The sequence below is a fragment of the Mycolicibacterium arabiense genome (genome assembly GCF_010731815.2).
In the GTDB taxonomy this organism is placed as follows: Bacteria; Actinomycetota; Actinomycetes; order Mycobacteriales; family Mycobacteriaceae; genus Mycobacterium; species Mycobacterium arabiense.
In genome coordinates this window covers 4,383,545-4,406,763 of sequence record NZ_AP022593.1, presented here as the reverse complement: position 1 = coordinate 4,406,763, position 23,219 = coordinate 4,383,545, and the positions used below count along the sequence as shown (strand labels likewise).

The 23,219-nt window shown below is 68.6% G+C and carries 17 protein-coding genes; 8 read left to right on the top strand and 9 right to left on the bottom strand.

Features of this window, described 5'->3' with window-relative positions; all coding sequences use genetic code 11:
* Positions 1-22 precede the first annotated feature (22 nt).
* From G6N61_RS22810 to G6N61_RS22800, 3 genes are read right to left on the bottom strand one after another with little or no spacing between them, the layout of a single operon-like run.
* Positions 23-1,009 carry an ABC transporter permease gene (locus G6N61_RS22810; protein WP_163921405.1) on the bottom strand — a complete coding sequence of 329 codons (987 nt, stop codon included), beginning with the start codon at positions 1,007-1,009 and terminating at the stop codon, positions 23-25.
* 12 nt (positions 1,010-1,021) lie between these two features.
* Positions 1,022-1,951 carry an ABC transporter permease gene (locus tag G6N61_RS22805; protein WP_163921402.1) on the bottom strand — a complete coding sequence of 310 codons (930 nt, stop codon included), beginning with the start codon at positions 1,949-1,951 and terminating at the stop codon, positions 1,022-1,024.
* 38 nt (positions 1,952-1,989) lie between these two features.
* Positions 1,990-3,594 carry an ABC transporter substrate-binding protein gene (locus G6N61_RS22800; RefSeq protein WP_235887262.1) on the bottom strand — a complete coding sequence of 535 codons (1,605 nt, stop codon included), beginning with the start codon at positions 3,592-3,594 and terminating at the stop codon, positions 1,990-1,992.
* A gap of 332 nt (positions 3,595-3,926) precedes the next feature.
* On the opposite strand from G6N61_RS22800, the gene G6N61_RS22795 reads away from it, so the two are divergent.
* Entirely contained in the window at positions 3,927-4,919 is a 993-nt protein-coding gene (locus tag G6N61_RS22795) for a 2-hydroxyacid dehydrogenase (protein WP_163921399.1), read from the top strand.
* Here G6N61_RS22795 and G6N61_RS22790 read toward each other — a convergent pair whose 3' ends face one another.
* From G6N61_RS22790 to G6N61_RS22770, 5 genes are all read right to left on the bottom strand, one after another.
* The gene (locus G6N61_RS22790) at positions 4,920-5,849 is read right to left on the bottom strand and encodes a LysR family transcriptional regulator (RefSeq protein WP_163921396.1); all 930 of its coding nucleotides are present in this window, start codon (positions 5,847-5,849) and stop codon (positions 4,920-4,922) included.
* A gap of 68 nt (positions 5,850-5,917) precedes the next feature.
* Positions 5,918-7,189 (bottom strand): glucarate dehydratase family protein, encoded by a 1,272-nt coding sequence (locus G6N61_RS22785; protein ID WP_179973707.1) that lies wholly within the window; start codon positions 7,187-7,189, stop codon positions 5,918-5,920.
* Entirely contained in the window at positions 7,186-8,127 is a 942-nt protein-coding gene (locus G6N61_RS22780; protein ID WP_163921389.1) for a 5-dehydro-4-deoxyglucarate dehydratase, read from the bottom strand. Before G6N61_RS22780 ends, G6N61_RS22785 begins: the two co-directional genes overlap by 4 nt.
* A gap of 74 nt (positions 8,128-8,201) precedes the next feature.
* Entirely contained in the window at positions 8,202-9,758 is a 1,557-nt protein-coding gene (locus tag G6N61_RS22775) for an aldehyde dehydrogenase (NADP(+)) (RefSeq protein WP_163925035.1), read from the bottom strand.
* A gap of 121 nt (positions 9,759-9,879) precedes the next feature.
* Positions 9,880-10,263: a hypothetical protein gene (locus G6N61_RS22770; protein WP_407666293.1), complete on the bottom strand. Its 384-nt coding sequence runs from the start codon at positions 10,261-10,263 to the stop codon at positions 9,880-9,882.
* Between the two features lie 222 nt (positions 10,264-10,485).
* Here G6N61_RS22770 and G6N61_RS22765 point away from each other — a divergent pair, with 222 nt between their 5' ends.
* From G6N61_RS22765 to G6N61_RS22745, 5 genes are read left to right on the top strand one after another with little or no spacing between them, the layout of a single operon-like run.
* Positions 10,486-14,343: a Pls/PosA family non-ribosomal peptide synthetase gene (locus G6N61_RS22765; protein WP_163925034.1), complete on the top strand. Its 3,858-nt coding sequence runs from the start codon at positions 10,486-10,488 to the stop codon at positions 14,341-14,343.
* Positions 14,340-15,662: a M1 family metallopeptidase gene (locus G6N61_RS22760; protein ID WP_163921381.1), complete on the top strand. Its 1,323-nt coding sequence runs from the start codon at positions 14,340-14,342 to the stop codon at positions 15,660-15,662. The genes G6N61_RS22765 and G6N61_RS22760 overlap by 4 nt, the downstream gene beginning before the upstream one ends.
* Entirely contained in the window at positions 15,659-16,918 is a 1,260-nt protein-coding gene (locus G6N61_RS22755) for an MATE family efflux transporter (protein WP_163921378.1), read from the top strand. Before G6N61_RS22760 ends, G6N61_RS22755 begins: the two co-directional genes overlap by 4 nt.
* 9 nt (positions 16,919-16,927) lie before the next feature.
* Positions 16,928-17,641 carry a polyprenyl-phospho-N-acetylgalactosaminyl synthase PpgS gene (locus G6N61_RS22750; protein ID WP_276078573.1) on the top strand — a complete coding sequence of 238 codons (714 nt, stop codon included), beginning with the start codon at positions 16,928-16,930 and terminating at the stop codon, positions 17,639-17,641.
* On the top strand, positions 17,638-17,979 hold the full coding sequence (locus G6N61_RS22745) for a DUF2304 domain-containing protein (protein ID WP_163921375.1): 342 nt from the start codon (positions 17,638-17,640) through the stop codon (positions 17,977-17,979). The genes G6N61_RS22750 and G6N61_RS22745 overlap by 4 nt, the downstream gene beginning before the upstream one ends.
* Here the strand turns inward: G6N61_RS22745 and G6N61_RS22740 are convergent.
* The gene (locus G6N61_RS22740; protein WP_163921372.1) at positions 17,976-18,914 is read right to left on the bottom strand and encodes an NAD-dependent epimerase/dehydratase family protein; all 939 of its coding nucleotides are present in this window, start codon (positions 18,912-18,914) and stop codon (positions 17,976-17,978) included. The two genes, G6N61_RS22745 and G6N61_RS22740, sit on opposite strands and share 4 nt — an antisense overlap.
* Before the next feature lie 36 nt (positions 18,915-18,950).
* Here G6N61_RS22740 and G6N61_RS22735 point away from each other — a divergent pair, with 36 nt between their 5' ends.
* Both G6N61_RS22735 and G6N61_RS22730 read left to right on the top strand, forming a co-directional pair.
* On the top strand, positions 18,951-20,753 hold the full coding sequence (locus G6N61_RS22735) for a hypothetical protein (protein ID WP_179973509.1): 1,803 nt from the start codon (positions 18,951-18,953) through the stop codon (positions 20,751-20,753).
* Between the two features lie 153 nt (positions 20,754-20,906).
* A complete protein-coding gene (locus G6N61_RS22730; RefSeq protein ID WP_163921369.1) occupies positions 20,907-23,165 on the top strand; it encodes a TPR repeat domain-containing protein in 2,259 nt (752 codons plus the stop codon).
* Positions 23,166-23,219 lie beyond the last annotated feature (54 nt).

Sequence of the window (23,219 nt, the reverse complement as noted above, 5' to 3'; positions counted from 1 at the left end):
ACATTCCCTTCGAGAGGCGCTTTCACGACAGGCGCTTTCCGGTCTTGGCGAAGCGGGACAGGCGTTTCTGCGGGACGGTCAGGCGCCACCGCTGACCCGGGTCGGTCGCGATCCGCGCCCAGGCGGCGAGGATGGTCGCCGACACCGTGGTGATGACGATGGCCAGACCCGGGAAGAACGACAGCCACCAGGCGGTGTGCAGGTAGGTGCGGCCCTGGGCGACCATCAGGCCCCAGCTGACGTCGGGCGGCTGGATGCCGATGCCGAGAAAGCTCAGCGAGGACTCGGCGAGCATGACGTAGCAGAAGTCCAGCGTCGCCACGGTGAGCAGCGTCGGCAGCACGATCGGCACGACGTGGCGCGTGATGATCGAGCGTCCGCTGGCCCCGAACGTGCGGGCGGCGTCGACGAACACGCGGCTCGACAGCTCGGCCGACTCGGCGCGGGCGGTGCGCAGGTAGACCGGGATGCGCGTGATCGCCAGGACCGCAACGATGTTGGCGGCACTCGGCGAGAAGACGTACAGCACCACCACGGCCAGCAGCAGTGACGGGAAGCTCATGATGACGTCTGCGATCCGCATGGCGACCGTCTCGCGCCAACCGCGGTAGAAGCCGGCCCACATCCCGACGATCGAGCCCACGATCGCGGAGATCACCACAGCGGGAATCGCGACCGAGAGCGTGGTCCGACAGGCGACGACGAGCCGGGCGAGCATGCTGCGCCCCAGCGGGTCGGTGCCGAGGATGTTCGCCCAGCCGTTGGCGAGCGTGAACGGCGCCTGATTGGAGTTGTCCAGGTCGATGTCGGTGGCGAGCCCGCCCATCAGCATCGGGCCGAAGATCGCGGTCAAGAACACCAGCCCGAGCACCACGGCGGCGGCCGCGGCGACCCGGTCGTTGACCAGCAGGCGGTACCAGCTCGAGCCCGACTTCCGTCGCTTGGCTCCGGATTCGCCGACGATCGCGGTGGTGGGCTTGACTGGTACGAGATCGAGTTGAGTGCTCATGGCGCTGCTCCCTTAGACCTTGGCCGGTTCCCGCACGCGTGCGTCGAGCAGCGCGTAGCAGGCGTCGATGGCGATGTTGAGGACGAAGATGCTCACCGCGGTCAGCAGGACCGCGGCTTGGAGCACCGCGAAGTCGCGCTGCAGGATTGCGTCGATCATGAGCTTGCCGATACCGGGCCAGCCGAAGATCGCCTCGACCACCACCGCGCCGTTGATGAGGCCGACGGCGAGATCGCCTGCGACGGTGAGCGCGGGGGCTGCGGCGTTGCGCAGCGCGTGGTGGGTGACGACGCGGAAGTCGCTGGCGCCCTTGCTCCGGGCGAGCCGTACGTAGGGCGCCGACAGTGCCGATACCATCGCGCCCCTGACCACCTGCGTGAGGACGCCGAGCGGTCGGATCATCAGCGTGGCGATCGGCAGGATCCACGACAGCACGCCCGCGTCGGTGCCGGAGGTGGGCAGCCAGCCCATGAGCACCGCGAAGAGCCAGACGCCGGTGATGGCGAACCAGAAGTCCGGGATGCTCGCCGCCGTCATCGACAGCAGGCTGGAGAAGCGGTCGGCCAGCGAGTTGGGTCGGTAGGCGGCCCAACAGCCGATGATCACGGCACCGACGATCGCGAGCAGCATCGTCGCGAACGCGAGTTGCAGGGTGGCCGGGAAGGCGCGGAACGCCATCGACGACGCCGACTCCCCGGTGCGCAGCGACGTGCCGAAGTCGAGGTGCAGGACGCCCTTGAAGTAGTCGACCAGCTGGGTCAGCATCGGCTGGTCGAAGCCGTTCTTGGCGGCGAACTCGGCACGCTGATCGGCGGTGGCCGACTCGGGCAGGTAGAGGTTGGTCGGGTCACCGGTGAGGCGGGCGAGCAGGAACACGCCGAGCAACACGATGATGAGGGGCAGTGCGCTGGTGTACATCCGGCGCCGGACGAACGAGAACATGGGCTGATCTCCTGGTCGTGGAGTTGGTCGGCAGTGGCTCAGGAGACAGCGGGATCGACCGGGTCGCCGGTGCCATCGGCGGACACGGTCATCTCGGACAGCCGCATCTCGTCACCGGTGGCGGAGTTCGGGGTGTAGTCGACGCGCGGGGACTTGCCGAGGATGCCCTTCATGTGGGCGATGTAGGCCATCTGCATGATCTCCTGGGGTTCCTCGGCGAACAGCTTCGCGAAGGCGTCTTGGCGGGCCTGGCCGGTGAGGGCTTCCGCGGCGCGAATCTTGGCGTCGAACTCCGTTGTGCCGTAGGCACTCTGCGGCCCATCGCTGAGCATGTACTGGTCCATCGTGAAGGCGGCGTCGCCGGCCTGGTTGCCGTGCATGATCATCAGGAGGTACGGGCCGGTGTTCGCAGGGAACGGCCGCAGCTGGTACTGCAGCTGGCTGGCGGTGTCCATCATCTCGATCTTGACGTTGAGCCCGATGTCGGTGAACTCGCTCTGCAGCACCTCGACGGTCTCGGCGATCTTCGGGAACTGCGCGGTGCGGGCGATGAGGCGGATCTGACGGTCGACGGGCACGCCGTCGGCCTTCGCGTCGGCGACGAGTTCCTTGGCCTTGTCCGCGTCGTGCGGCCACAGCTGCAGTTGGTCGTTGTATCCGACGACGCCGGACGGAATCAGTTGTGAGGCAGGATCGCCGAGGCCGCGGAACAGCGCCTTCACGATGCCGGTGCGGTTCACCGCGTAGTTGATGGCCTGGCGAACCCGCATGTCGTCGAGCGGGGCCTCGGTGGCCTGCATGCGAAGCGCGGTGGTCTCGTTGTTCTGGAACGGGACGCCGCGGTCGCCCGCGCCGTCCTCCGGGCCGAGCGAGGTGGCGATGTCGGCCTCGTCATTGGTGATCATGGCCGCGCGTACGCTGCCCTCACTGCGCCACTGGTATTCGGCGCGGGGGAACGCCGGCTTTGGACCCCAGTAGGCGTCGTTGCGGGCCAGGATCAGCTTCTGCCCGTACTCCCAGTCCGCGATCGCGTACGGCCCGGTGCCGATCGGCTCGCGCACCTTCTCGGTCATGCTGGTGCCGACGGGCACCATCTCGACGAACGAGATGCGCAGCGGGAGAATCGGATCGGGCTGCTCGGTGGCGACGGTCAGCGTCGCGTCGTCGGGGGTGGCGATCTTCAGCTTCTCGTCGCCGAAGACGTATCCATCGACGTTGCAACCCAAGTCGGAGTTGACGGCGCGATCGATCGAGTAGGCGGCGTCCTTGGCGCTGAACGGCTTGCCGTCGGAGAAGGTGACGCCGCTGCGGACGTCGAACGTCCACTCCGTCGGCGAGGTCTGACGCCATCCGGTCGAGAGCAGGGGCTCCAGGTCGCCACTGGTGGGGTTGCGCTCGATGAGGGGCTCGGTGATGTTCGACCGGACCACGATGCCGGTGGAGGTCAGCGAGCTCTCGCAGGGTTCCAGCGTCGGCGGTTCCTGGGACAGGACGATGCGCAACGTGTTGGTGTCGAAGCCGCCGGATCCGGAGTTCGCGACCGTGCACCCACTGGCGACGAGGCAGGCGCCGGCCACCGCGAGTGCGGTGACTCCTGCGCGGCGGGTCCGCCGATGTGGCGCAGGCATCGAAGATGCGGCCATGTTTTCCTCCATGTCGGGCTGTGACGTCCACGTATGTGGATGAGGTCTGTGACGGTAGACACACCGTATGAGTGGCCGAGGAACAGCGTCAACCCACCTCGGAGGGGCTCCGACGGCCATTCTTGGGCATGATCGGCTGTCGTGATCATGGCTAAAAACATGGCTTGAGCTGGGTCGATGCATCCGCAGACGGGTTGTTGATACCCGGCAGCGGCCCCGATTCCCGCAGTTATGCCCCTTCGGTATCAAGTCATGCTAATTCCGAGTTGGACAGGTATTCGCGCGCATCCTTAAGGTAAGTACAGGCATTCCAGCCACCCGAGGAGACAGCCGTGCCCACGACCCCCGTTCCAGGCGACCGCACGCCACGCCGCGTGCTGCAGGTGGGGCCGCTCAAGCCATCCCTGTCGGAGACCCTGCGCAGCACCTACGACGCCCTGGAACTACCCGACGATCAGCAGGCGCGGACGGAGTTCCTCGACCGGTTCGGCGCGGACGTCGGCGCAGTCGTCACCTCCGGCCGCACCGGTGTCGACGCAGAGCTGATGGCTGCGCTGCCCAACCTCGGCGCGGTGGTGAACTTCGGCGTCGGGTACGACACCACAGACGTCGACGCGGCACGCGAGCGCGGCGTCGGAGTCTCCAACACCCCCGACGTCCTGACCGACTGCGTGGCGGACACCGCGGTAGGCCTGCTGATCGACACGATGCGTCAGTTCAGCGCCGCCGACCGCTACCTGCGCGCGGGGCACTGGCCGGTCGACGGCAACTACCCGCTGACCCGTCAGGTGAGCAACAGGAAGGTCGGCATCATCGGCCTCGGCCGCATCGGCAGCGCGATCGCCAAGCGGCTCAACGCCTTTGGCTGCACGATCTCCTACCACAACCGCCACGTCGTCGACGACTCCCCGTACGAGTACGTCGGCTCACCCGTCGAGCTGGCCCGCCGGGTGGACGTCTTGGTGATTGCGGCGGCGGGCGGAAGCGGGACGGCCAAGCTCGTCGGCGCCGACGTGCTAGAGGCCCTCGGCCCCGACGGCTACCTGATCAACATCGCGCGCGGCAGCGTCGTCGACGAGCCCGCATTGGTGCGCGCGCTGACCGAGGGACGCATCGCGGGCGCCGGGCTCGACGTGTTCGCCGAGGAGCCCGAGGTGCCCGTCGAACTGCTGCGGCTGGACAACGTCGTACTGCTGCCCCACGTCGGCAGCGGCACGGTCGAGACGCGCGCCGCGATGGAGGCCCTGACGCTGCGCAACCTCGAGGAGTTCCTCGCCAACGGCCGGCTCGTCACGCCGGTGGTGGAGCCCGCTGTCCGCGTGTAGCTAGTTCCCCACGAACTCGTCGACGAGGTCGTCGGTGGTCCACTCGCGTTGGGGCAGTACGTCGCGCAGCAGCCGGATGAGCGCGGGGTTGGTGCTGTCGCTGCGCCATACGGCGTCGAGTTCGACGGGCCTCTCGCGGAACGCGCCGATCGACCGGAACTCGACGCCCTCGGGGTGCAGCGTGGCCGCCGACGCGGGCACCAGCGCGATGCCGATGCCCGAGCGGACCAGCACCAGCATGGTGTGGACCTGCGTGACGGTCTGCACGTACCGCGGCGTCGCGCCCGCGATGGTGAACGTGCTGATCAGGAGTTCGTTGAAGTAGCGGGCCTGCACGGGCGAGTACATGACGACGTCCTGGCCGTCGAGGTCGTTGAGCGTCAGCTGCCTGCCCAGTTCGGTCAGCGGGTGGCCCTTCGGCAGCGCGGCGATCAGCTGCTCGTGCAGCAGCGGACGCGACACCAGTCCGGGCCGCTTCAGCGGTGGCCGCGCCATGCCGAGGTCCAGCTCGCCGGTGACCAGACCTTCGATCTGGGCGGCGGTGACCATCTCGCGCAGGTCGAGCTTGACGTCGGGCAGCTTCGCGCGGGCCGCCTCGAGCAGCCGCGGCAGCACGGCGTGCGCGGACGCCGCGGTGAACCCCACGACCACGGTGCCCAGATCGCCTGCGGGAACCCGCTTCACGGTCTGCGCCGCCCCCTCGGCGAGCTGCAGGATCCGCCGCGCGTCGGGCAGGAACGCGACGCCGGCGGGCGTCAGCGTGACCGTCCTGGTGGTGCGGTCGATGAGCTGGACGCCGAGTTCGGCTTCGAGCTGCTGGATCTGCCTGCTCAGCGGCGGCTGCGTCATGTGCAGGCGCTCGGCCGCCCGGCCGAAGTGCAGTTCTTCCGCGACGGCGATGAAGCATGACAACCGAGCCAGCGAAAACACCGATGCACTCCCAGTATCAACCAGGCCGCCTTCGTTGGCGGTCGTGCATCAGTGTAGAGCGGCGGTTCTCACCAGCGGGGGCTGATCGCCTCGTAGGTCGGGTCGATGCTGCGCATGTAGCCAGTGTCGTCGCGGTCGCGAATCCCGCACCGCAGGTACTGCTCGTGCAGCGCGCCCAGCGCCTCGTCGTCGATCTCGACGCCGAGGCCCGGCGTCGTCGGCACGGCGACCGCACCGTCGCGGATCGCCAGCACGCCAGGCTTCACCACATCCTCGGTCTTCCACGGCCAATGCGTGTCGCATGCGTACGACAGGTTGGGGGTGGCGCCGGCCAGGTGCACCATCGCGGCGAGGCTGATGCCCAGGTGCGAGTTCGAGTGCATCGACAGGCCCAGTCCGAACGTGTCGCAGATGCCCGCCAGCAACCGCGACCGCTGCAACCCACCCCAGTAGTGGTGGTCGGACAGCACGACGCCGACGGCCCGCTCGGCGATCGCGGGCTTGAGGTGGTCGAACGCCACGACGCACATGTTCGTGGCCAGTGGCATCGGCGCCTGCGCGGCGACCTCGGCCATGCCCGCGATGTCCGGCGTGGGGTCTTCGAGGTACTCCAGGATGCCCGCCAGTCCGGCGGCCACCTTCACCGACGTCTGCGGCGTCCAGGCGGCGTTGGGATCCAACCGCAGTGGATGATCGGGGAAGGCCTCGCGCAGCGCCTCGATCGCCTTCATCTCCTCGTCGGGCGGGAAGACGCCACCCTTGAGTTTGATTGCGGTGAAGCCGTATTCGTCGATCATGCGCTTGGCTTGGGCGACGATGCCCGCCGGGTCCAGCGCCTCGCCCCAGGAATCGGGTGCACCGCCGGGGTGGGCGGCCCACTTGTAGAACAGGTACGCGCTGAACGGCACCGCGTCGCGCACCGCACCGCCGAGGAGGTCGCAGACCGGTCGCCCGGTGGCGTGCCCCTGCACGTCGAGGCAGGCCACCTCGAGCGGGGAGAAGACCCGGTCCACCACGCTGGCGGACGTGATCATCCCGGCCAGGCCGGAGCCGTCACCAGTGCTGTCGCCGCCGAGCCGATCCGAGATCGCTGCACGAATGTGGTTGAGCGCGAACACGTCCAGACCGACCATCGCGTCGGCGGCCGCTTCCAGCCGCTGCAGGTGCACGACGTCGGCGTAGGTCTCCCCCAGCCCGACCAGGCCTGCATCGGTGTCGAGCTGGATGATCGCGCGCAGTGCGTACGGCTGGTGCACGCCGACGGTGTTGAGCAGCGGTGGGTCGACGAACGCGACGGGCGTGATCCGCGCCCCGGTGACCCGAATCGGAGCCGCCATCAGCGCGACGCGACGAGATCGTCTGCCAGCACCGCTCGACCCGCGGCGACGATGCGGGTCAGCTCGTCGAGGTCCTCGGGGGCGGGCATGACGAGCGGCGCGCGAACCGGACCGGCCTCGATGCCCTCCATCGTCACACCGGCCTTGATGAGCGAGACGGCGTAGCCGGGCACGGTGTCGCGCAGTCGAACCAGCGGGTGGAAGAACTCGCGCAGCAGCGCAGCGGTACGCGGCTCGTCACCGCGCTCGAGTGCGTCGTAGAACGCCAGTGCCAATTCGGGGGCGAACGCGAACGTCGCCGACGAGTACAGCGTCACGCCGATCGCGCGGTACGCCTGCTGCGACACCTCGGCGGTGGGCAGGCCGTTGAAAAACTGGAACGGCTTGCCGGTCGGGGCGAGCGCATCGGTCACGGCGCGCACGATCCTGGCCACCCGGTCGATGTCGCCGGTGCCGTCCTTGAAGCCCACCACGTTCGGGATGTTCGCGACCTCGATGGCCGAGGCCTCGGTGTAGCGGGCGTTGGACCGGTTGTAGACGATCACCGGCAGGTCGGTCGCGCCTGCGACCTCGCGGGTGTAGGCGATCAGGCCCTCCTGCGGCATCGTCACCAGGTACGGCGGCAGCAGCAGCAGGCCGTCGGCACCGGCCTCGGCAGCGAGGCGGGCGAAGATCTTCGCCTGCGCGACGGATCCGCCCGCACCGGCGTAGACGGGCACCCGTCCACCTGCCACCTCGACGGCGGTCCGCACGATCTCCGCGAACTCGTTCGACTCGAGTGCGTGGAATTCCCCCGTGCCGCAGGCGATGAACACACCGCCGGGGCCGGCGTCGATACCCCGGCCGACGTGCTCGGCGAGCGCGGTCAGGTCGACCTCACCGGTCTCGGTGAACGGTGTGACGGGGAAGAACAGGACTCCATCGAGGGGCGAAGCGGGCATGGCGGAACTCCTTTTCACGGAATGTGAGTGGCTCTGGCGGGTGGATGGGTGAGCCGGAGTCCTCCGGCCGATGTTCAGTCTCGGGTGAGTTCGCCGTCGATCCGGCGCCATGACCCGTCGGGGTTGCCATCGGCGATGGCGCTGGGCAGCAACGCCTTCGGCACGTCCTGGTAGGCGACCGGCCGCAGGAAGCGCTCGATGGCACGTCCGCCCACCGAGGTGGTCCGGGAGTCCGACGTCGCAGGGAACGGGCCGCCGTGCACCATGGCGTAGCCGACCTCGACGCCGGTGGGCCAGCCGTTGAACAGGATTCGGCCCGCCTTGGTCTCCAGAGTCGGGAGCAATGCGCGCGCCGCGTCGAGATCGGTGTCGTCGGCGTGCACCGTGGCCGTCAGCTGTCCTTCGAGACCTGCTGCGACGGTGGACATCTCGTCGACGTCGGCGCACCGGACGATGATGCTCGACGAGCCGAACACCTCGCCCTGGAGCACCTCGGAGCCGGCGAACGTGGGTGCGTCGGTGCTGAACAAGGCCGGGCGGCAGGCCACGGGGTTGTCGCTGTCGGCGCCGCGCTCCACCAGATCGGCCTCGGCCGAGAGCGCGTCGACGCCGGATGCGTAGCTCTTCGCGATCGCCGGGGTGAGCATCGGGGTGGCCGACGACTGGCTCAGTGCGTCGCGTGCTGCGGCGACGAAGGCGTCGAGGCCGGGCCCGTCGACGGCGATCACCAGGCCGGGGTTGGTGCAGAACTGTCCGGACCCCATGGTCAGTGAGCCGACGAACGCACGGCCGAGGTCGCCGCCGCGGGTCGCCAGGGCGCCGTCGAGCAGGAAGACGGGGTTGACCGAACTCATCTCGGCGTACACCGGGATGGGTTCGGGCCTGCCTGCGGCCGCGGCGACGAGCGCCAGTCCGCCCGAACGCGATCCGGTGAAGCCGACGGCCTTGATCCGCGGGTCGGTCACCAGTGCGGTGCCGAGGCCCGGGCCGGAACCGAACAGCAGCGAGAAGGTGCCCGGGTGCAGGCCCTCGGCGGTGACGGCGTCGGTGATGGCGCGGGCCACCAGCTCGGAGGTGCCGGGGTGGGCGTCGTGCGCCTTGACGACGACGGGGCAGCCCGCGGCCAGAGCCGACGCGGTGTCGCCGCCGGCGACCGAGAAGGCCAGAGGAAAGTTGCTGGCGCCGAACACCGCGACGGGCCCGAGCGGGATGGCCCGCTGGCGGATGTCGGGACGCGGGAGCGGCTTGCGGTCGGGCAGTGCCGGATCGATGCGGGCTCCGGTCCAGCTGCCCTCGCGCAGGATGGCGGCGAAGAGCCTCAGCTGGCCGGTGGTGCGGCCGACCTCGCCGGTGATCCGGGCCTCCGGCAGGCCGCTCTCGGCGACGGCACGGGCGATCAGGGGTGCGGCGATGGTCTCCAGATTGGCGGCTATCGATTCGAGGAAGCGTGCGCGCTGCTCGGAGGTCGTGGCCCGGTAGGGGCCGAACGCCTCGGCGGCCGCTGCGCAGGCGGCGTCGACGTTAGCCTCGTCGCCGTAGCGGTAGCCGGGGTCGAGCAGGGTTCCGTTCGCGGGGTCGAAGCCGCGGATCTCCTGCCCGGTGCCGGTGACGAGCTTGCCTGCGATGAGCATCTGTCCGGTGAGTCGAGTGGACTCGGCGATGGTTGCTGTCACGCGCCCAACGCTATTGCCCCCACCGATACATGTCCAAGACCAATTTGGCAGCGACTAATGCAACGCCTGCATCAGTGCGTCATGCGGATTTCTGGTCCCGATCCGTCAGCAGGCGCAGGACGTCGTGGCCCAGCCGACGCAGCTGCTCGGGTTCCAGAGCGGTGGAGGGGACGAGTGTCACCCCGTCGGCGACGCCTGCCGAGTCGATGTCGGCGATCAGACCCGTCAACCCGGCGACGGTGCCCGCGTAATGCACGGTCCCGGTGTCGCCGATGGACCGGAAGTCACCGGGGACCGCCACGGCGACGTCCAAGATGACCGCGACGTCGGCGCCGTCGGCGTGGATTCGGTCGGTGCGCCGCTTGGCGCGCTGCAGGTCCGGCGCGGTCAATCGGACCACCGGCCCGCCGCCCGCCGTCAACTCACTGAGGTCGCCGGGGTCACTGCCTGTCTGATCTGCCACGAAGAGCCGCACCTCCGCGAGGCTAGCGACGGAGTCCGGCATCGACGAGGGTTCCGATCAGGGCGAGTTCATCGGGATGGACCGGTGGTACCGCCACGGTGCGGCGCGCGTCGGCGGCCACCGCGCGCTTAGTAGTTTGTAGCCGTGACAGCAGAGAGTGGCGACGTCGAACTCCAGGGACAAGACCTACTCGGGATTCCGGCTCAGTACCTGCTCTCGGAGATGGCGCCGCCACCGCGGACGCTCATCGACATCCTCTACGCCACCGCCGAGCGTCACCCCGATGCGCCTGCTCTCGATGACGGGGACGTGCAGCTCACCTACGCCGAGTTAGTTGCCGACGTCGAGGAAAGCGTGGCCTGGCTGGCGCAGCGGGGCATCGGACGCGGCGACCGCATCGGCATCCGGATGCCGTCGGGCAGCTACGCGCTGTACGTGGCGATCCTCTCGACGCTCGCGGCGGGCGCTGCCTACGTTCCCGTCGACGCCGACGATCCCGACGAGCGCGCCGCGCTGGTGTTCGGCGAGGCCGGTGTGGTCGGCGTCATCACCGAACAGGGTCTGGTCCGCGGCCACGGCTCGTCGCGCGGGTGGCGCGCGGGGAAGCCGATGGTCCGCGACGACGCCTGGATCATCTTCACCTCCGGCTCGACCGGAACGCCGAAGGGCGTCGCGGTCACCCATCGCAATGCCGCGGCATTCGTCGACGCGGAGGCGCAGATCTTCCTGCGCGACAACCCGCTCGGCCCGGGTGACCGGGTGCTGGCCGGGCTCTCGGTCGCCTTCGATGCGTCGTGCGAGGAGATGTGGCTGGCATGGCGGCACGGCGCCTGCCTGGTGCCCGCGCCCCGGTCGCTGGTGCGCAGCGGCATGGACCTGGGGCCGTGGCTGGTGTCGCGGGACATCACCGTGGTGTCCACCGTGCCGACCCTCGCAGCGCTGTGGCCTGCCGAGGCGCTCGAGGCCGTGCGGCTACTCATCTTCGGCGGCGAGGCGTGCCCACCCGAACTGGGCGAACGGCTCGCGGTCGACGGGCGCGAGGTGTGGAACACCTACGGCCCCACCGAGGCCACGGTCGTCGCCTGCTTGGCACCGCTCGACGGCAAGGGTCCCGTCAGCATCGGCCTACCGCTGCCCGGCTGGGACCTCGCGGTGGTCGACGCCTCCGGCATCCCCGTCGCGCTGGGCGAGGTCGGCGAGCTGGTGATCGGCGGGGTGGGACTGGCGCGCTACCTCGATCCCGAGAAGGACGCCGAGAAGTACGCACCGATGCCCACCCTGCAGTGGCCGCGCGCCTACCGCAGCGGCGACCTCGTCCGACTGGAGGCCGACGGGCTGTACTTCCAGGGCCGCGCCGACGACCAGGTCAAGGTCGGGGGCCGCCGCATCGAACTCGGCGAGGTGGATTCCGCCCTGGTCAACCTGCCCGGAGTGAGCGGCGGCGCCGCAGCCGTGCGCAAGACCGCGAGCGGCACCCCGCTGCTGGTCGGCTACGTCGCCAGCGCGGACCCGGCGTTCGACGTGGCTGCGGCCCGCATCGCACTCGCCGAATCGCTACCCGCTGCACTCGTCCCGCGCCTCGTCCTGGTCGACGAACTGCCCACCCGCACCTCCGGCAAGGTCGACCGCAACGCGCTGCCGTGGCCGATCGAGGGCGACACCGCTGCCGACGATCCCGACCTCGCAGGCACGACGGGCTGGCTCGCGGGGCTGTGGCGCGACATCCTGGCCGCCCCCATCGACGGTCCCGAGGCCGACTTCTTCGCCGTGGGCGGCGGCTCCCTGTCGGCTGCCCAGTTGGTGGCCGCGCTGCGCAGGCGCTACCCGCAGGTGACGGTCGCCGACCTCTACGACCATCCGCGGCTGGGTTCGCTGGCCGGTTACCTCGACGAACTCGCGCCGCCCCCGAAGGTGGAGATCCGCACCGTCCGGCCGGTGTCCACGGCGACCCAGGTCGCGCAGGTCGCCCTGTCGCTGCCCCTGGCCACGCTGACCGGCATGCAGTGGCTGGTGTGGCTGGCCCTGCTCAACAACGTCGGCGCGTCGATCGGCGTGCCGTGGACGCAGCCGATCGGCTGGTGGTGGATCCTCGCCGGCTTCCTCCTGTTCGTCACCCCGCCGGGCCGGATGGGCATCGCGGTGCTCGGCGCCCGCATGCTGCTCGGCGGGCTCCAACCCGGGACGTACCGCCGCGGCGGCTCGGTCCATCTGCGGGTGTGGCTGGCCGAACGTCTCGGCGAGGCCAGCGGAGCAGAGAACCAGGCGGGCGCACCCTGGCTGGTGTACTACGCCAGGGCGCTGGGCAACCGGGTCGGCAAGGGCGTCGACCTGCACTCCGCACCGCCGGTCACCGGCATGCTCACCCTCGGCCACCGGTGTTCGATCGAGCCGGAAGTGGACCTGACCGGGCACTGGATCGACGGCGACCTCTTCCACGTCGGCCCCATCGACGTCGGCAACGACGCCACGATCGGCGCGCGCACCACGCTGCTGCCCGGCGCGAGCGTCGGCAAGAACGCCGACGTCGCACCGGGTTCGGGCGTGGTCGGCAAGGTCAAGGCCGGCCAGTACTGGAAGGGCTCGCCCGCGATGAAGTCGGGCAAGGCCCGCCATCCGTGGCCCGACGAGCGGCCGCCCCGCGCACCGGTCTGGGTGGCGGTGTACGGCGTGACGTCGGTGTTGCTCGGCGGCGTCCCGCTACTGGCGCTCGCCTCTGGTCTGGCCGTACTGGGGTGGGCCGTGCACGACACCGCGTCGGTGAGCGACGCCATCGGACCGGCGCTGCTGTGGACGCCCGTGGCGGCCCTGCTCGCGATCGTGGTCTATGCAGGCCTCACGGTGCTCGGCGTCCGCGGGCTCGCGGTCGGCCTGCGCGAGGGGTACCACCCGGTGCGCAGCCGCGTCGGCTGGCAGCTCTGGGCCACCGAACGGCTGATGGACATGGCCCGCAACTACCTGTTCCCGCTGTACGCCAGCCTGCTGACACCGTGGTGGCTGCGTCTACTCGGGGCGACGGTGGGCAAGGGCACCGAGATCTCGACCGCGCTGTTGACACCGAAGTTCACGGTCGTCGAGGACGGCGCGTTCCTGGCCGACGACACCATGGTCGCGTCCTACGAACTCGGCGGCGGGTGGATCCACGTCGCGAAGGCGACCATCGGCAAGCGCGCGTTCCTCGGCAACTCCGGGATCACGCAACCGGGCCGCCGGGTGCCCGACGACGGACTCGTGGCCGTGCTGAGCGCGACGCCGCACAAGGCGAAGGCCGGGTCGTCGTGGCTGGGCAGTCCGCCGATCCGGTTGCGGCGCAAGCCGACCGCGGCCGACGCGCTGCGGACGTTCGAGCCCTCGACGCGGCTGAAGGTGATGCGCTCCCTGGTCGAGACGTGCCGCGTCATCCCGATGATGGTGACGTTCGGAATCGGCGTGGCCGTATTGCTCGCGTTCCAGTGGCTGGTGACCGACGCCGGCTACCTATGGGCCGCGCTGGCGGGCGGGGCGATCCTGCTGGTCGCCGGCGCGGTGGCCGGCACCATCGCCGTCATCGCGAAGTGGGCGGTGATCGGGCGCATCGACGCCATCGAACACCCACTGTGGTCGTCGTTCGTCTGGCGCAACGAGGTGTCCGACACGTTCGTCGAGGTCGTCGCGGCGCCTTGGTTCGCCCGCGCGGCCAGCGGCACCGTCGTGATGAACTGGTGGCTGCGGGGGCTCGGCGCCTCCATCGGCAACGGCGTCTGGTGCGAGACGTACTGGCTGCCCGAGGCCGACCTGGTGACCCTGGGCCCGGCCGCCACCGTCAACCGGGGCTGCGTCGTGCAGACCCACCTGTTCCACGACCGCATCATGAGGATGGACACCGTGGTACTCGACGACGGAGCGACGCTCGGACCGCACTGCGTGGCGCTGCCCGCTGCCCGGATCGGCGCCGGCGCCACGGTGGGCCCGGCCTCGCTGGTGATGCGCGGTGACGAGGTGCCGCCCTCGTCGCGGTGGCAGGGCAACCCGATCGCACCGTGGAATCCGTTGCGCAAGAAACGCGCCGAGCGGGCGCAGAAGCCCAAGAAGAACGCCGCGTGAAGAAGCACCCGCGAAGGCACGCGCCGGTCATCGATCCCTATTTGCCCGGCAACGGCAACTTCGGCTACCGGGTGTCGCGGTACGACCTCGACCTCGCCTACAAGGTCAACGCCAACCGGCTCTCGGGTGCGGTGACCATCACGGCGACCACCCTGGCGTCACTGCAGACGTTCACGCTGGACCTCTCGCACGCGCTGTCGGTCTCGAAGGTGACCGTCAACGGCCGTCGCCCCGAGTCGTTCCGCACGTCGCACGACAAGCTGCACGTCACGCTGGGGTCGGCCCTGCCCGCAGGCGCGGCGCTGTCGATCGAGGTGCGCTACGCCGGCAATCCGCGTCCCATCCGCTCGATGTGGGGTGAGGTCGGCTTCGAGGAGCTGACCAACGGCGCGCTCGTCGCGGGCCAACCCAACGGCGCCGCATCGTGGTTCCCGTGCGACGACCACCCGAGCGCCAAGGCCAGCTACCGCATCGCCATCAGCACCGACAACCCCTACCGCGCGGTGGCCAACGGCGAACTCACGTCGAAGCGCACGCGCGCGGCGATGACGACGTGGACCTACGAGCAGGCCGAGCCCACGTCGACCTACCTGATCACCCTCCAAATCGGGATGTACGACGAGCACCGGATGACGAAGAGTCCGGTTCCGATGAAAGCCGCCGTGCCGCACCGGCTTCGGCACGACTTCGAGCACGCCTTCGCTCATCAGCCGCAGATGATGAAGTTGTTCGTCAAGCTGTTCGGCCCCTATCCGCTGGCGACCGGCTACACCGTCGTGGTCACCGACGACGACCTGGAGATCCCGCTCGAGGCGCAGGGCATCTCGATCTTCGGCGCCAATCACTGTGATCGGCACGGGAAGTCGGAGCGCCTGATCGCCCACGAACTCGCTCACCAGTGGTTCGGCAACTCGGTGACCGCGCGCCGGTGGCGTGACATCTGGCTGCACGAGGGCTTCGCCTGCTACGCGGAGTGGCTGTGGTCCGAGGAGTCCGGCGGGCGCAGCGCCGACGAGTGGGCCAAGCACTACTACCAGCGCCTGGCGTCGTCGCGGGAGGACCTGCTCCTGGCCGACCCGGGGCCGCGCGACATGTTCGACGACCGGGTGTACAAGCGCGGTGCGATCACCCTGCACGTGTTGCGGCGCGCGATCGGCGACGACGCGTTCTTCGACCTGTTGCGGGACTGGACGACCCGGCATCGGCACGCGACGGCGGTCACCGACGACTTCACGGGTCTGGCGGCCAAGTACTCCGAGAAGCCGCTGCGACCACTGTGGCAGGCCTGGCTGTACTCCACCGCCCTGCCGGATCTGTGAGCGACGGCGCGGCGGCCGCACTGGGGCCGGTTACCCGGGGCAGTGTCGTCCGCGTCGGCATCGCGACCGCCGTCAGCGCGCTGTGCGGGTACGTTGTGCTCTACCTGGCCGCCCGCGATCTGGAGCCCGCGGGGTTCTCGGTGTTCGCGGTGTTCTGGGGTGCCTTCGGGCTCCTGGCAGGCGCGGCCAACGGTCTGCTGCAGGAGTCGACCCGCGAGGTGCGCGAGACGCTGCAAGCCGGCGTCGATCCCGAGGCACTGACGGGACCACGAATTCACCCGATGCGGGTCGCGCTGTTGGTGGGACTGGGTTCGGCAGCGGCAGTGGGGATCACCGCGCCGGTGTGGTCGAGCCACGTGTTCGTCGAGGCCCGATGGCTGAGCGTGGCGCTGCTGGCGATCGGCATCGCCGGGTTCTGCGTGCACGCGACGCTGCTCGGCGTGCTGGCCGGGGTGAACCGGTGGAGTCAGTACGGGACGCTCATCGTGGGCGACGCCATCGGGCGGGTGGCCGTGGCGATCGCGACGTTTTTGATCGGATGGCAGCTGGTCGGCTACCTGTGGGCCACGGTCGCCGGGTCGATGGCGTGGCTGCTCCTGCTGCTTGCCTCCCCTGCGGCGCGCGCCGCGGCACGGATCCTCACCCCCGGGACGGTCTGGACGTTCCTGCGTGGCGCCACGCACTCGATCGCCGCGGCGGGCGCCAGCGCGATCCTCGTGATGGGGTTTCCGGTGCTGCTGAGGGCAACCTCGTCGGATCTCGGCGCGGCAGGCGGGGTGGTGATCCTCGCGGTCACGCTCACCCGGGCTCCGCTGCTGGTACCGCTGACGGCGATGCAGGGCAACCTGATCGCCCACTTCGTCGATCAGCGGGAGTCCCGCCTGCGAGCGCTGCTCGTGCCCGCGCTGGTGGTCTGCGGGCTCGGCGCCCTGGCGGTCCTGGTCGCGGGTCTGGCCGGACCCTGGCTGCTGCAGACGGCGTTCGGCTCGCAGTACCAGGCGGCCGGCGGGCTGCTCGCGTGGTTCACCGCGGCCGCGATCGCCATCGCGCTGCTGACGCTCACCGGCGCCGCCGCGGTCGCGGCGGCACTGCACCGGGCGTATGCCGTCGGCTGGGTGGGAGCCACGCTCGCGTCGACGCTGCTGCTGCTGTTGCCCCTGGATCTGGAGACTCGGACGGTGGTCGCGCTGATGTGCGGGCCGGTCGTGGGAATCGTCGTGCACCTGGTCGCGCTACGCAGGGTTTCGGCAGCTTGAGCGTGTAGCTTGTTCCGCATCGACACTCCGGACAGTGCGTACCACGACGTGTGGATCGTCATCCCAGCCTTCAACGAGGCGAGCGTCATCGCCGACGTCGTCTCCGACGTGCGCGCGGTCTTCCCCAACGTGGTCTGCGTCGACGACGGCAGCCCCGACGACACCGGTGAGCGGGCGCTGCGGGCGGGCGCGCACGTGGTGCGTCATCCGGTGAACCTCGGTCAGGGCGCGGCGATTCAGACCGGCGTCGAGTACGCGCGCAGCCGGCCGGGTGCGGCGGTGTTCGCGACGTTCGACGCCGACGGCCAGCACCGGGTCAAGGACGTGATTCGGATGATCGACCGGCTGTCGGTCGACGACCTGGACGTCGTCGTCGGAACGCGGTTCGGCGGGCAGGTGCCGACCAGGATGCCGCCGCTGCGGCGGGTCCTGTTCCCGCTGATCGCCAAGCTCAGCCCGGCCAGCCGCAAGCTCGGCCTGACCGACGCGCACAACGGGTTGCGGGTGTTCGGCAGGACGGTGGCCGACGGGTTGAACCTGACCATGAACGGCATGAGCCATGCCAGCGAGTTCATCTCGCTCATCGTCGAGAACGGTTGGCGGGTGGCAGAAGAACCCGTCGAGATCATCTACACCGACTACTCGATGTCGAAGGGCCAGCCGTTGGTCAACGGCGTCAACATCGTCTTCGACGGGCTGATGCGCAGGAGGATGCGCCGATGAATTGGATTCAGGCACTGCTGATCGCCGCGGTGATCACGCTGCTGGTGTACCTGCTGAGGTCGCGGCGCAGCGCGCAGGCCAGGGCCTGGGTCAAGGTCGGTTACGTGGTGTTCGTCATCGCAGCGGTGTACGCGATCCTGCGGCCCGACGACACGACCGTGCTCGCGAATTGGCTTGGCGTCGACCGTGGTTCGGATCTGCTGGGTTACGCGTTGATCATCGTGTTCCTGTTCACCACGCTCAGCACGTACATGCGGTTCAAGGATCTCGAGCTGAAGTACGCGCAGTTGGCGCGCGCTGTCGCGCTGGAGGGGGCGCGGACGCCGGAGGACCGCTAGTCCTCGCGGAAGAAGTCGACCGTCCTGACCACACCGTCGGTGAGCGCCACCTGGGGCGCCCACCCCAGCACGTCACGCGCACGGGAGATGTCGAGCCGCGACCGCTTGAGGTCGCCGAGGCGCGGCGGGTGCAGTTCCGGGTCGTCGGGCTTGCCTGCGGCAGCGGCTATCGCCGTGTGCAGTTCGCGCGTCGAGGTCTCGACGCCGGTGCCGACGTTGAAGCGTAGGCCGCTGCCCGCCTCCCCGCCCGCGCGCACGAAGGCGTCCACGACGTCGTCGACGTACACGTAGTCACGGGTGTCGCCGCCGTCGCCGAAGATCTTGGTCGGTCGCCCGGCGAGCAGGGCCTGGGCGAAGATCGCGACGACACCTGCCTCGCCATGGGGGTCCTGGCGCGGGCCGTAGACGTTGGCGGGCGCGATGTGGCTGCAGTCGAGTCCGTAGAGGTTGCGGAACATGTCGAGGTACACCTCGCCACAGACCTTGCTCGCCGCATATGGCGATGAGGGATCGACGGGCATTTCCTCGGTGGTTGGGTAACCGGGCGGGTTCTTGCCGTAGATCGAGCCACCGGAGGAGGTGTGCACGATCTTGCGGACACCGGCCCTGCGCGCGGCCTCGGCCAGGCGGACGGTGCCGACCACGTTGACGCTCGAGTCGCGCTGCGGGTCGTCGACGGAGAGCTTCACCGAGATCTGCGCGGCGAGGTGGAACACGACCTCGGGCTGCACGTCGGCGAGCAACCCGTTCAGATCAGCCTCGACGATGTCGGCCTTGGCGAACTCGAACGCGTCACTCTGCTCGGCCGCAGTGATGTTGGTGCTCTTGCCGGAGCTGAGGTCGTCGACGCCGACGACGCTGTGACCGTCCGCCAGCAGGCGATCTACCAGCGTCGATCCGATGAAACCGGCCGCGCCGGTGACGAGAGTCCGCATCGGGTCACCATACCGAGGCACGTACAGTCGGCGGACGTGGACGTCCGGCGGGCAGGAGTAGAGAGGCCCGGGTTCCGTTGGGTTCCCTACGCCGCCGCTGCGTTGATCGCGCTGCAGTTGGCGGTGCGGGCCGTCGTCGCGTTCCACGGCTACTTCTACTGGGACGACCTGATCCTCACCGGGCGGGCCAGCACGCAGGGGCTGCTGTCGCCGTCGTACCTGTTCGACGACCACGACGGTCACGTGATGCCAGGGGCGTTCCTCATCGCGGGCGGCATCACGCGGTTGGCGCCGTTGGAGTGGATCGGGCCGGCGCTGAGTCTGGTGGTCCTGCAGCTGATTGCGTCGTTGGCGTTGCTGCGCGCGCTGCACGTGATGCTCGGCTGGCGGCCGGTGCTGCTGGCGCCTCTGACCTTCGCCCTGTTCACGCCGCTGGCCCTGCCGTCGTTCGCGTGGTGGGCCGCGGCGCTGAATGCGCTGCCGATGGTGGCGGCGCTGGCGTGGGTGTGCGCCGACGCCGTCCTGCTGGTGCGCACCGGCGATCGGCGCTACGCCGTCACGGGGACCGTGGCGTTCCTCGTCGGCCTGACGTTCTTCGAGAAGGCCGCGGTGATTCCGTTCGTGGCCTTCGCGGTGACCGCACTGCTGGTCCACGTGACGGGTGACGGTTCGGCGGTGCGGACGACGTGGCGTCGCGGCGTGCGGCTGTGGTCGGCGTGCCTGGCGGTGACGGCGGCGTGGGTCGGCGTGTACCTGCTGGTGGTCGATCAGCAGCGGTGGAGCTTCGACCTCGGCATGACGTGGGACTTGTTGCTGCGCTCAGTGACTCACGGGATCGTCCCGGGTCTGGTGGGCGGACCGTGGGACTGGCAGCGGTGGGCGCCGGCCTCGCCGTGGGCGACGCCGCCGGTGGTCGTGATGGCGCTCGGATGGTTGGCCTTGGCCGCCGTCATTGCGGTGACCGTGGCCCGCAAGCAGCGCATCGGACCCGTGTGGGCAGTGGCCGGAGCGTATGCCGTCGCGTGCCAGGTGCCGATCTACCTGATGCGGTCCTCGGAGTTCACTGCGTTGGAGCTGGCGCAGGCGCTGCGCTACCTGCCGGATCTGGTGGTCGTGCTGGCCCTGCTGGCGGCAGTGGGGTTGTGCGCACCGAACCGGGAGACGTCTGGCCGGCTGGACCGATCGCGTGCGCGGGACGTCGTCATCGCTTGTCTGGCAGCGCTATTCGTGGGGAGCAGCCTGTACTCGACCGCGACGTTCGACGCCATCTGGCAGGACAACCCGACGAAGGCCTACATGGAGACGGGCTCGGCAGCGCTCGCGCAGGCGGGGCGGGAGTCGGACGCACCGATGCTCGATCAGGAGGTCGATCCGCTGATCCTGCAGCGCATCCAGTGGCCGGAGAACCTGGCCAGCCACGTGTTCGCGCTCTCGCCTGGCCGACCCGAGTTCGCCGACTCGACGACGAACCTGCGAATGCTCGACATGTCGGGTCGGTTGCTCGACGCGAAGGTGACGTGGGTGCGGTTCATGAAGCCGGGTCCGCTGCCGCAATGTGGCTACCTGGTGCAGCCGGACGCGCCCGCGCGGATTCCGCTCGACGGGCCGCTGTTGCCGTCGGAGTGGACGGCCGAGGTCAACTACTTGGCCAACAGCGACGGCTCGATGACGCTGTCGCTGTCGGAGGGCAGCGAGGTGAAGGTGCCGGTGCGGCCGGGTCTGAACAGGGTGTTCGTCCGGCTCTCGGGGGCGGGCGACGCGCTGCACGTGCGGGCGAATACGTCGGCGCTGTCGGTGTGCGTCGCGTCCGGACCCGTAGGGTACATCGCGCCGAAGTAGCGGTTTCCGGGCCGGCGGCGCCCGGTTGGCGTCGTCCTCCCGGGCCCGTCAACAATCGATGACGCCGCCGGAACGACAACAAGTGCTCTTGCCCTGCCCGGCCGTCGGCGATAATCGAAGTTCGGGTGTAGGGACGGTCGGGGGGTGCTTCGAGTGGGCGTGATCGACGGGTTCGATGCGACGTGGTCGCAGGCGCGCCAGACCTACGGCGAGGGCACCCCGACCACCGGCGAGAAGTTCGACCAGAGCAGCACGCTGCACAACCTGAAGTCGACCATGGACGGTGCCGCGCCCGGCTCGCGCTGGTCGGGCGGCGCGTCGGAGGCCTACGGCGCAGCCAATACCGAGCATCAGCGGGTGATCGGCGCGATCGGCGACCTCGACAAGCAGCTGGGCACCCAGGTGACCAACGCCGCCAACCTGGTGAACTCGGGCCGCAACGACCTCGACTCGGTGAAGAAGTGGGTGCACGACGCCGCGGCCACCACCCAGAACAATCAGGCCGGCGAGCGCATGAAGATGACCATCGTCAGCAAGGGCCTGGGCCAGCTCACCGAGGTCATCAACAACACCGACGGCCAGATGCAGAAGGTCAAGGGCGAGATCGACAAGATCAAGGGCGAGTACGAGGCGCTTGGGACGGGTCAGAAGTTCGCGAAGGAGGGGCAGGGAGAGGGCGAACCAAAGGACGAGGAGAAGAGCGAAGAAGAGAAGAAGGAAGAGGAACTCGGGAAACGCGCCGAAGAGGATGTCCGTAAAGCGCTCGAGGACGGCGACGACGAAGCTGCCGCCCGGATCGACGGAGTGTTCGAGTCGATGACAGCCGAGCAGAACTCGGGCGCCAAACCACTCTCACCTGAGCAAAACGCCTACTTGAGCCAGATGCAAACGCAAATGAAGGGTATGAGCGTCGCCGACTTGAAGTCGGCCGAAGAACGGCTGGGCGATCACGGCAAGATCGTCGGTGACTCTTGGCAACTCATGACCAACGACGACATCGACTTTTCTGACGCCGAAACGGGACAGGTAGCGCCGGACGACCAGAAGTTTGGGAACCTCCCGCAGAGTGTGCAAGACGCCATCAAGTCGCCTGGGCTTCTTGGCGACCAGCAGGTGCAAGACATCGCAGCGATTATCAAAGACGGCAGTCCCACCTATCAGACCGGCACCGAACTCGACCGTGAAATGATGCGCAAGGCGGACCGCATGATGGATGCGCCGTTGTGGGAGAAGAGCAACGGTCAGGAAGGGCCTGGCCGACCTCAATATGACGTCGTCCTACAGGACGTCTTCGAATCGGCTGGGCGCGATCATCAGATTGTCCACGATCACCTCCTTGGAACACATGGCGACGACGGCAACGACTTCCTCCACGACGTGAATCAACATGCGTGGAACGACAAGGGCGCAGCGGCGGGATCGTTGTTCAGCTGGACGGAGAACGCTCAGGGAACGTCTGAAGAGACCATCGCTGCGGCTACCGCAGAAAAGTACGGAACCTACATAGGTGAGAACGACGCGAAATTACTCGATCTGCCTGGCGACAAGACTCTGGGTCAGGTCAACCCTGAACTAGTTCAGGCATACGCGCACGGCCTCGGGAACTACATCCCCGATATTGCCGACCTTTCGACGGCAGATCAGACAGATCGCTTCGATGCCCCGGACAGTGGGAATGCAGACATGCCGATCGCCAAGGGAATCTTCTCGGTCATCTCGTCGGACGCCGAAGCCTCGGATTGGTTCAATGGGAAGGCAAATGCGGCGGGACTCGCCGCCCAGAATGAGTACGCCGCAGCAGTCAAGAATGGTGTGCCGGACATAGAGAATTACAACAAGCATCTTCTTGATGCCGCCAACCTACGTGGGCTAGTCGAAGTGGGAACATCGAACGCCGCCTTCGCCGAGGGGCTAAACGGGCACGACGCCGAGGTTCGCGCGTACGAACGTCAGAAGTCGTCCTATGAATTTGGCGTCAAAGCCGCGGGGAACGTTGCTGATTTCATTCCGGGAGCAGGAGATTTCGTCAGCGCAGGTATCGACCATGTCGGGTCAGCGATGCAAGAAGCCTGGCTAGGGCCCGCCCCTGGTTCGGCGCCCGACGCGCCAATCATTTCGAACATGGGTTATGCGGGAGCGGCTCAAATGACGCTCAACCCGTTGCTTGCAGCGGGGGTGCCCGTTGACATTCCCGCGGAATATCGCGTACCAGTGGACCCAAACCGACCAGAACTAGGTGACAAGATCGGGACCGTCGCCGAGATCAGGGAGTTCAATGGGGTCAAGGTGCCCGAGAATGTTTGGGAGACGACTCTCAGCAACACGGTGGGGAACATCGTCGGGAAGGACAACAATCCAGTCGGCCAAATTGCGCAGGGCTACGAGGATCTCGTGAAGAATCCGAACCCGTAATGGTGAACTCTGTCGGTCGACGTGTATGCGTAGTTCTGGCTCTGATGCTCAGCC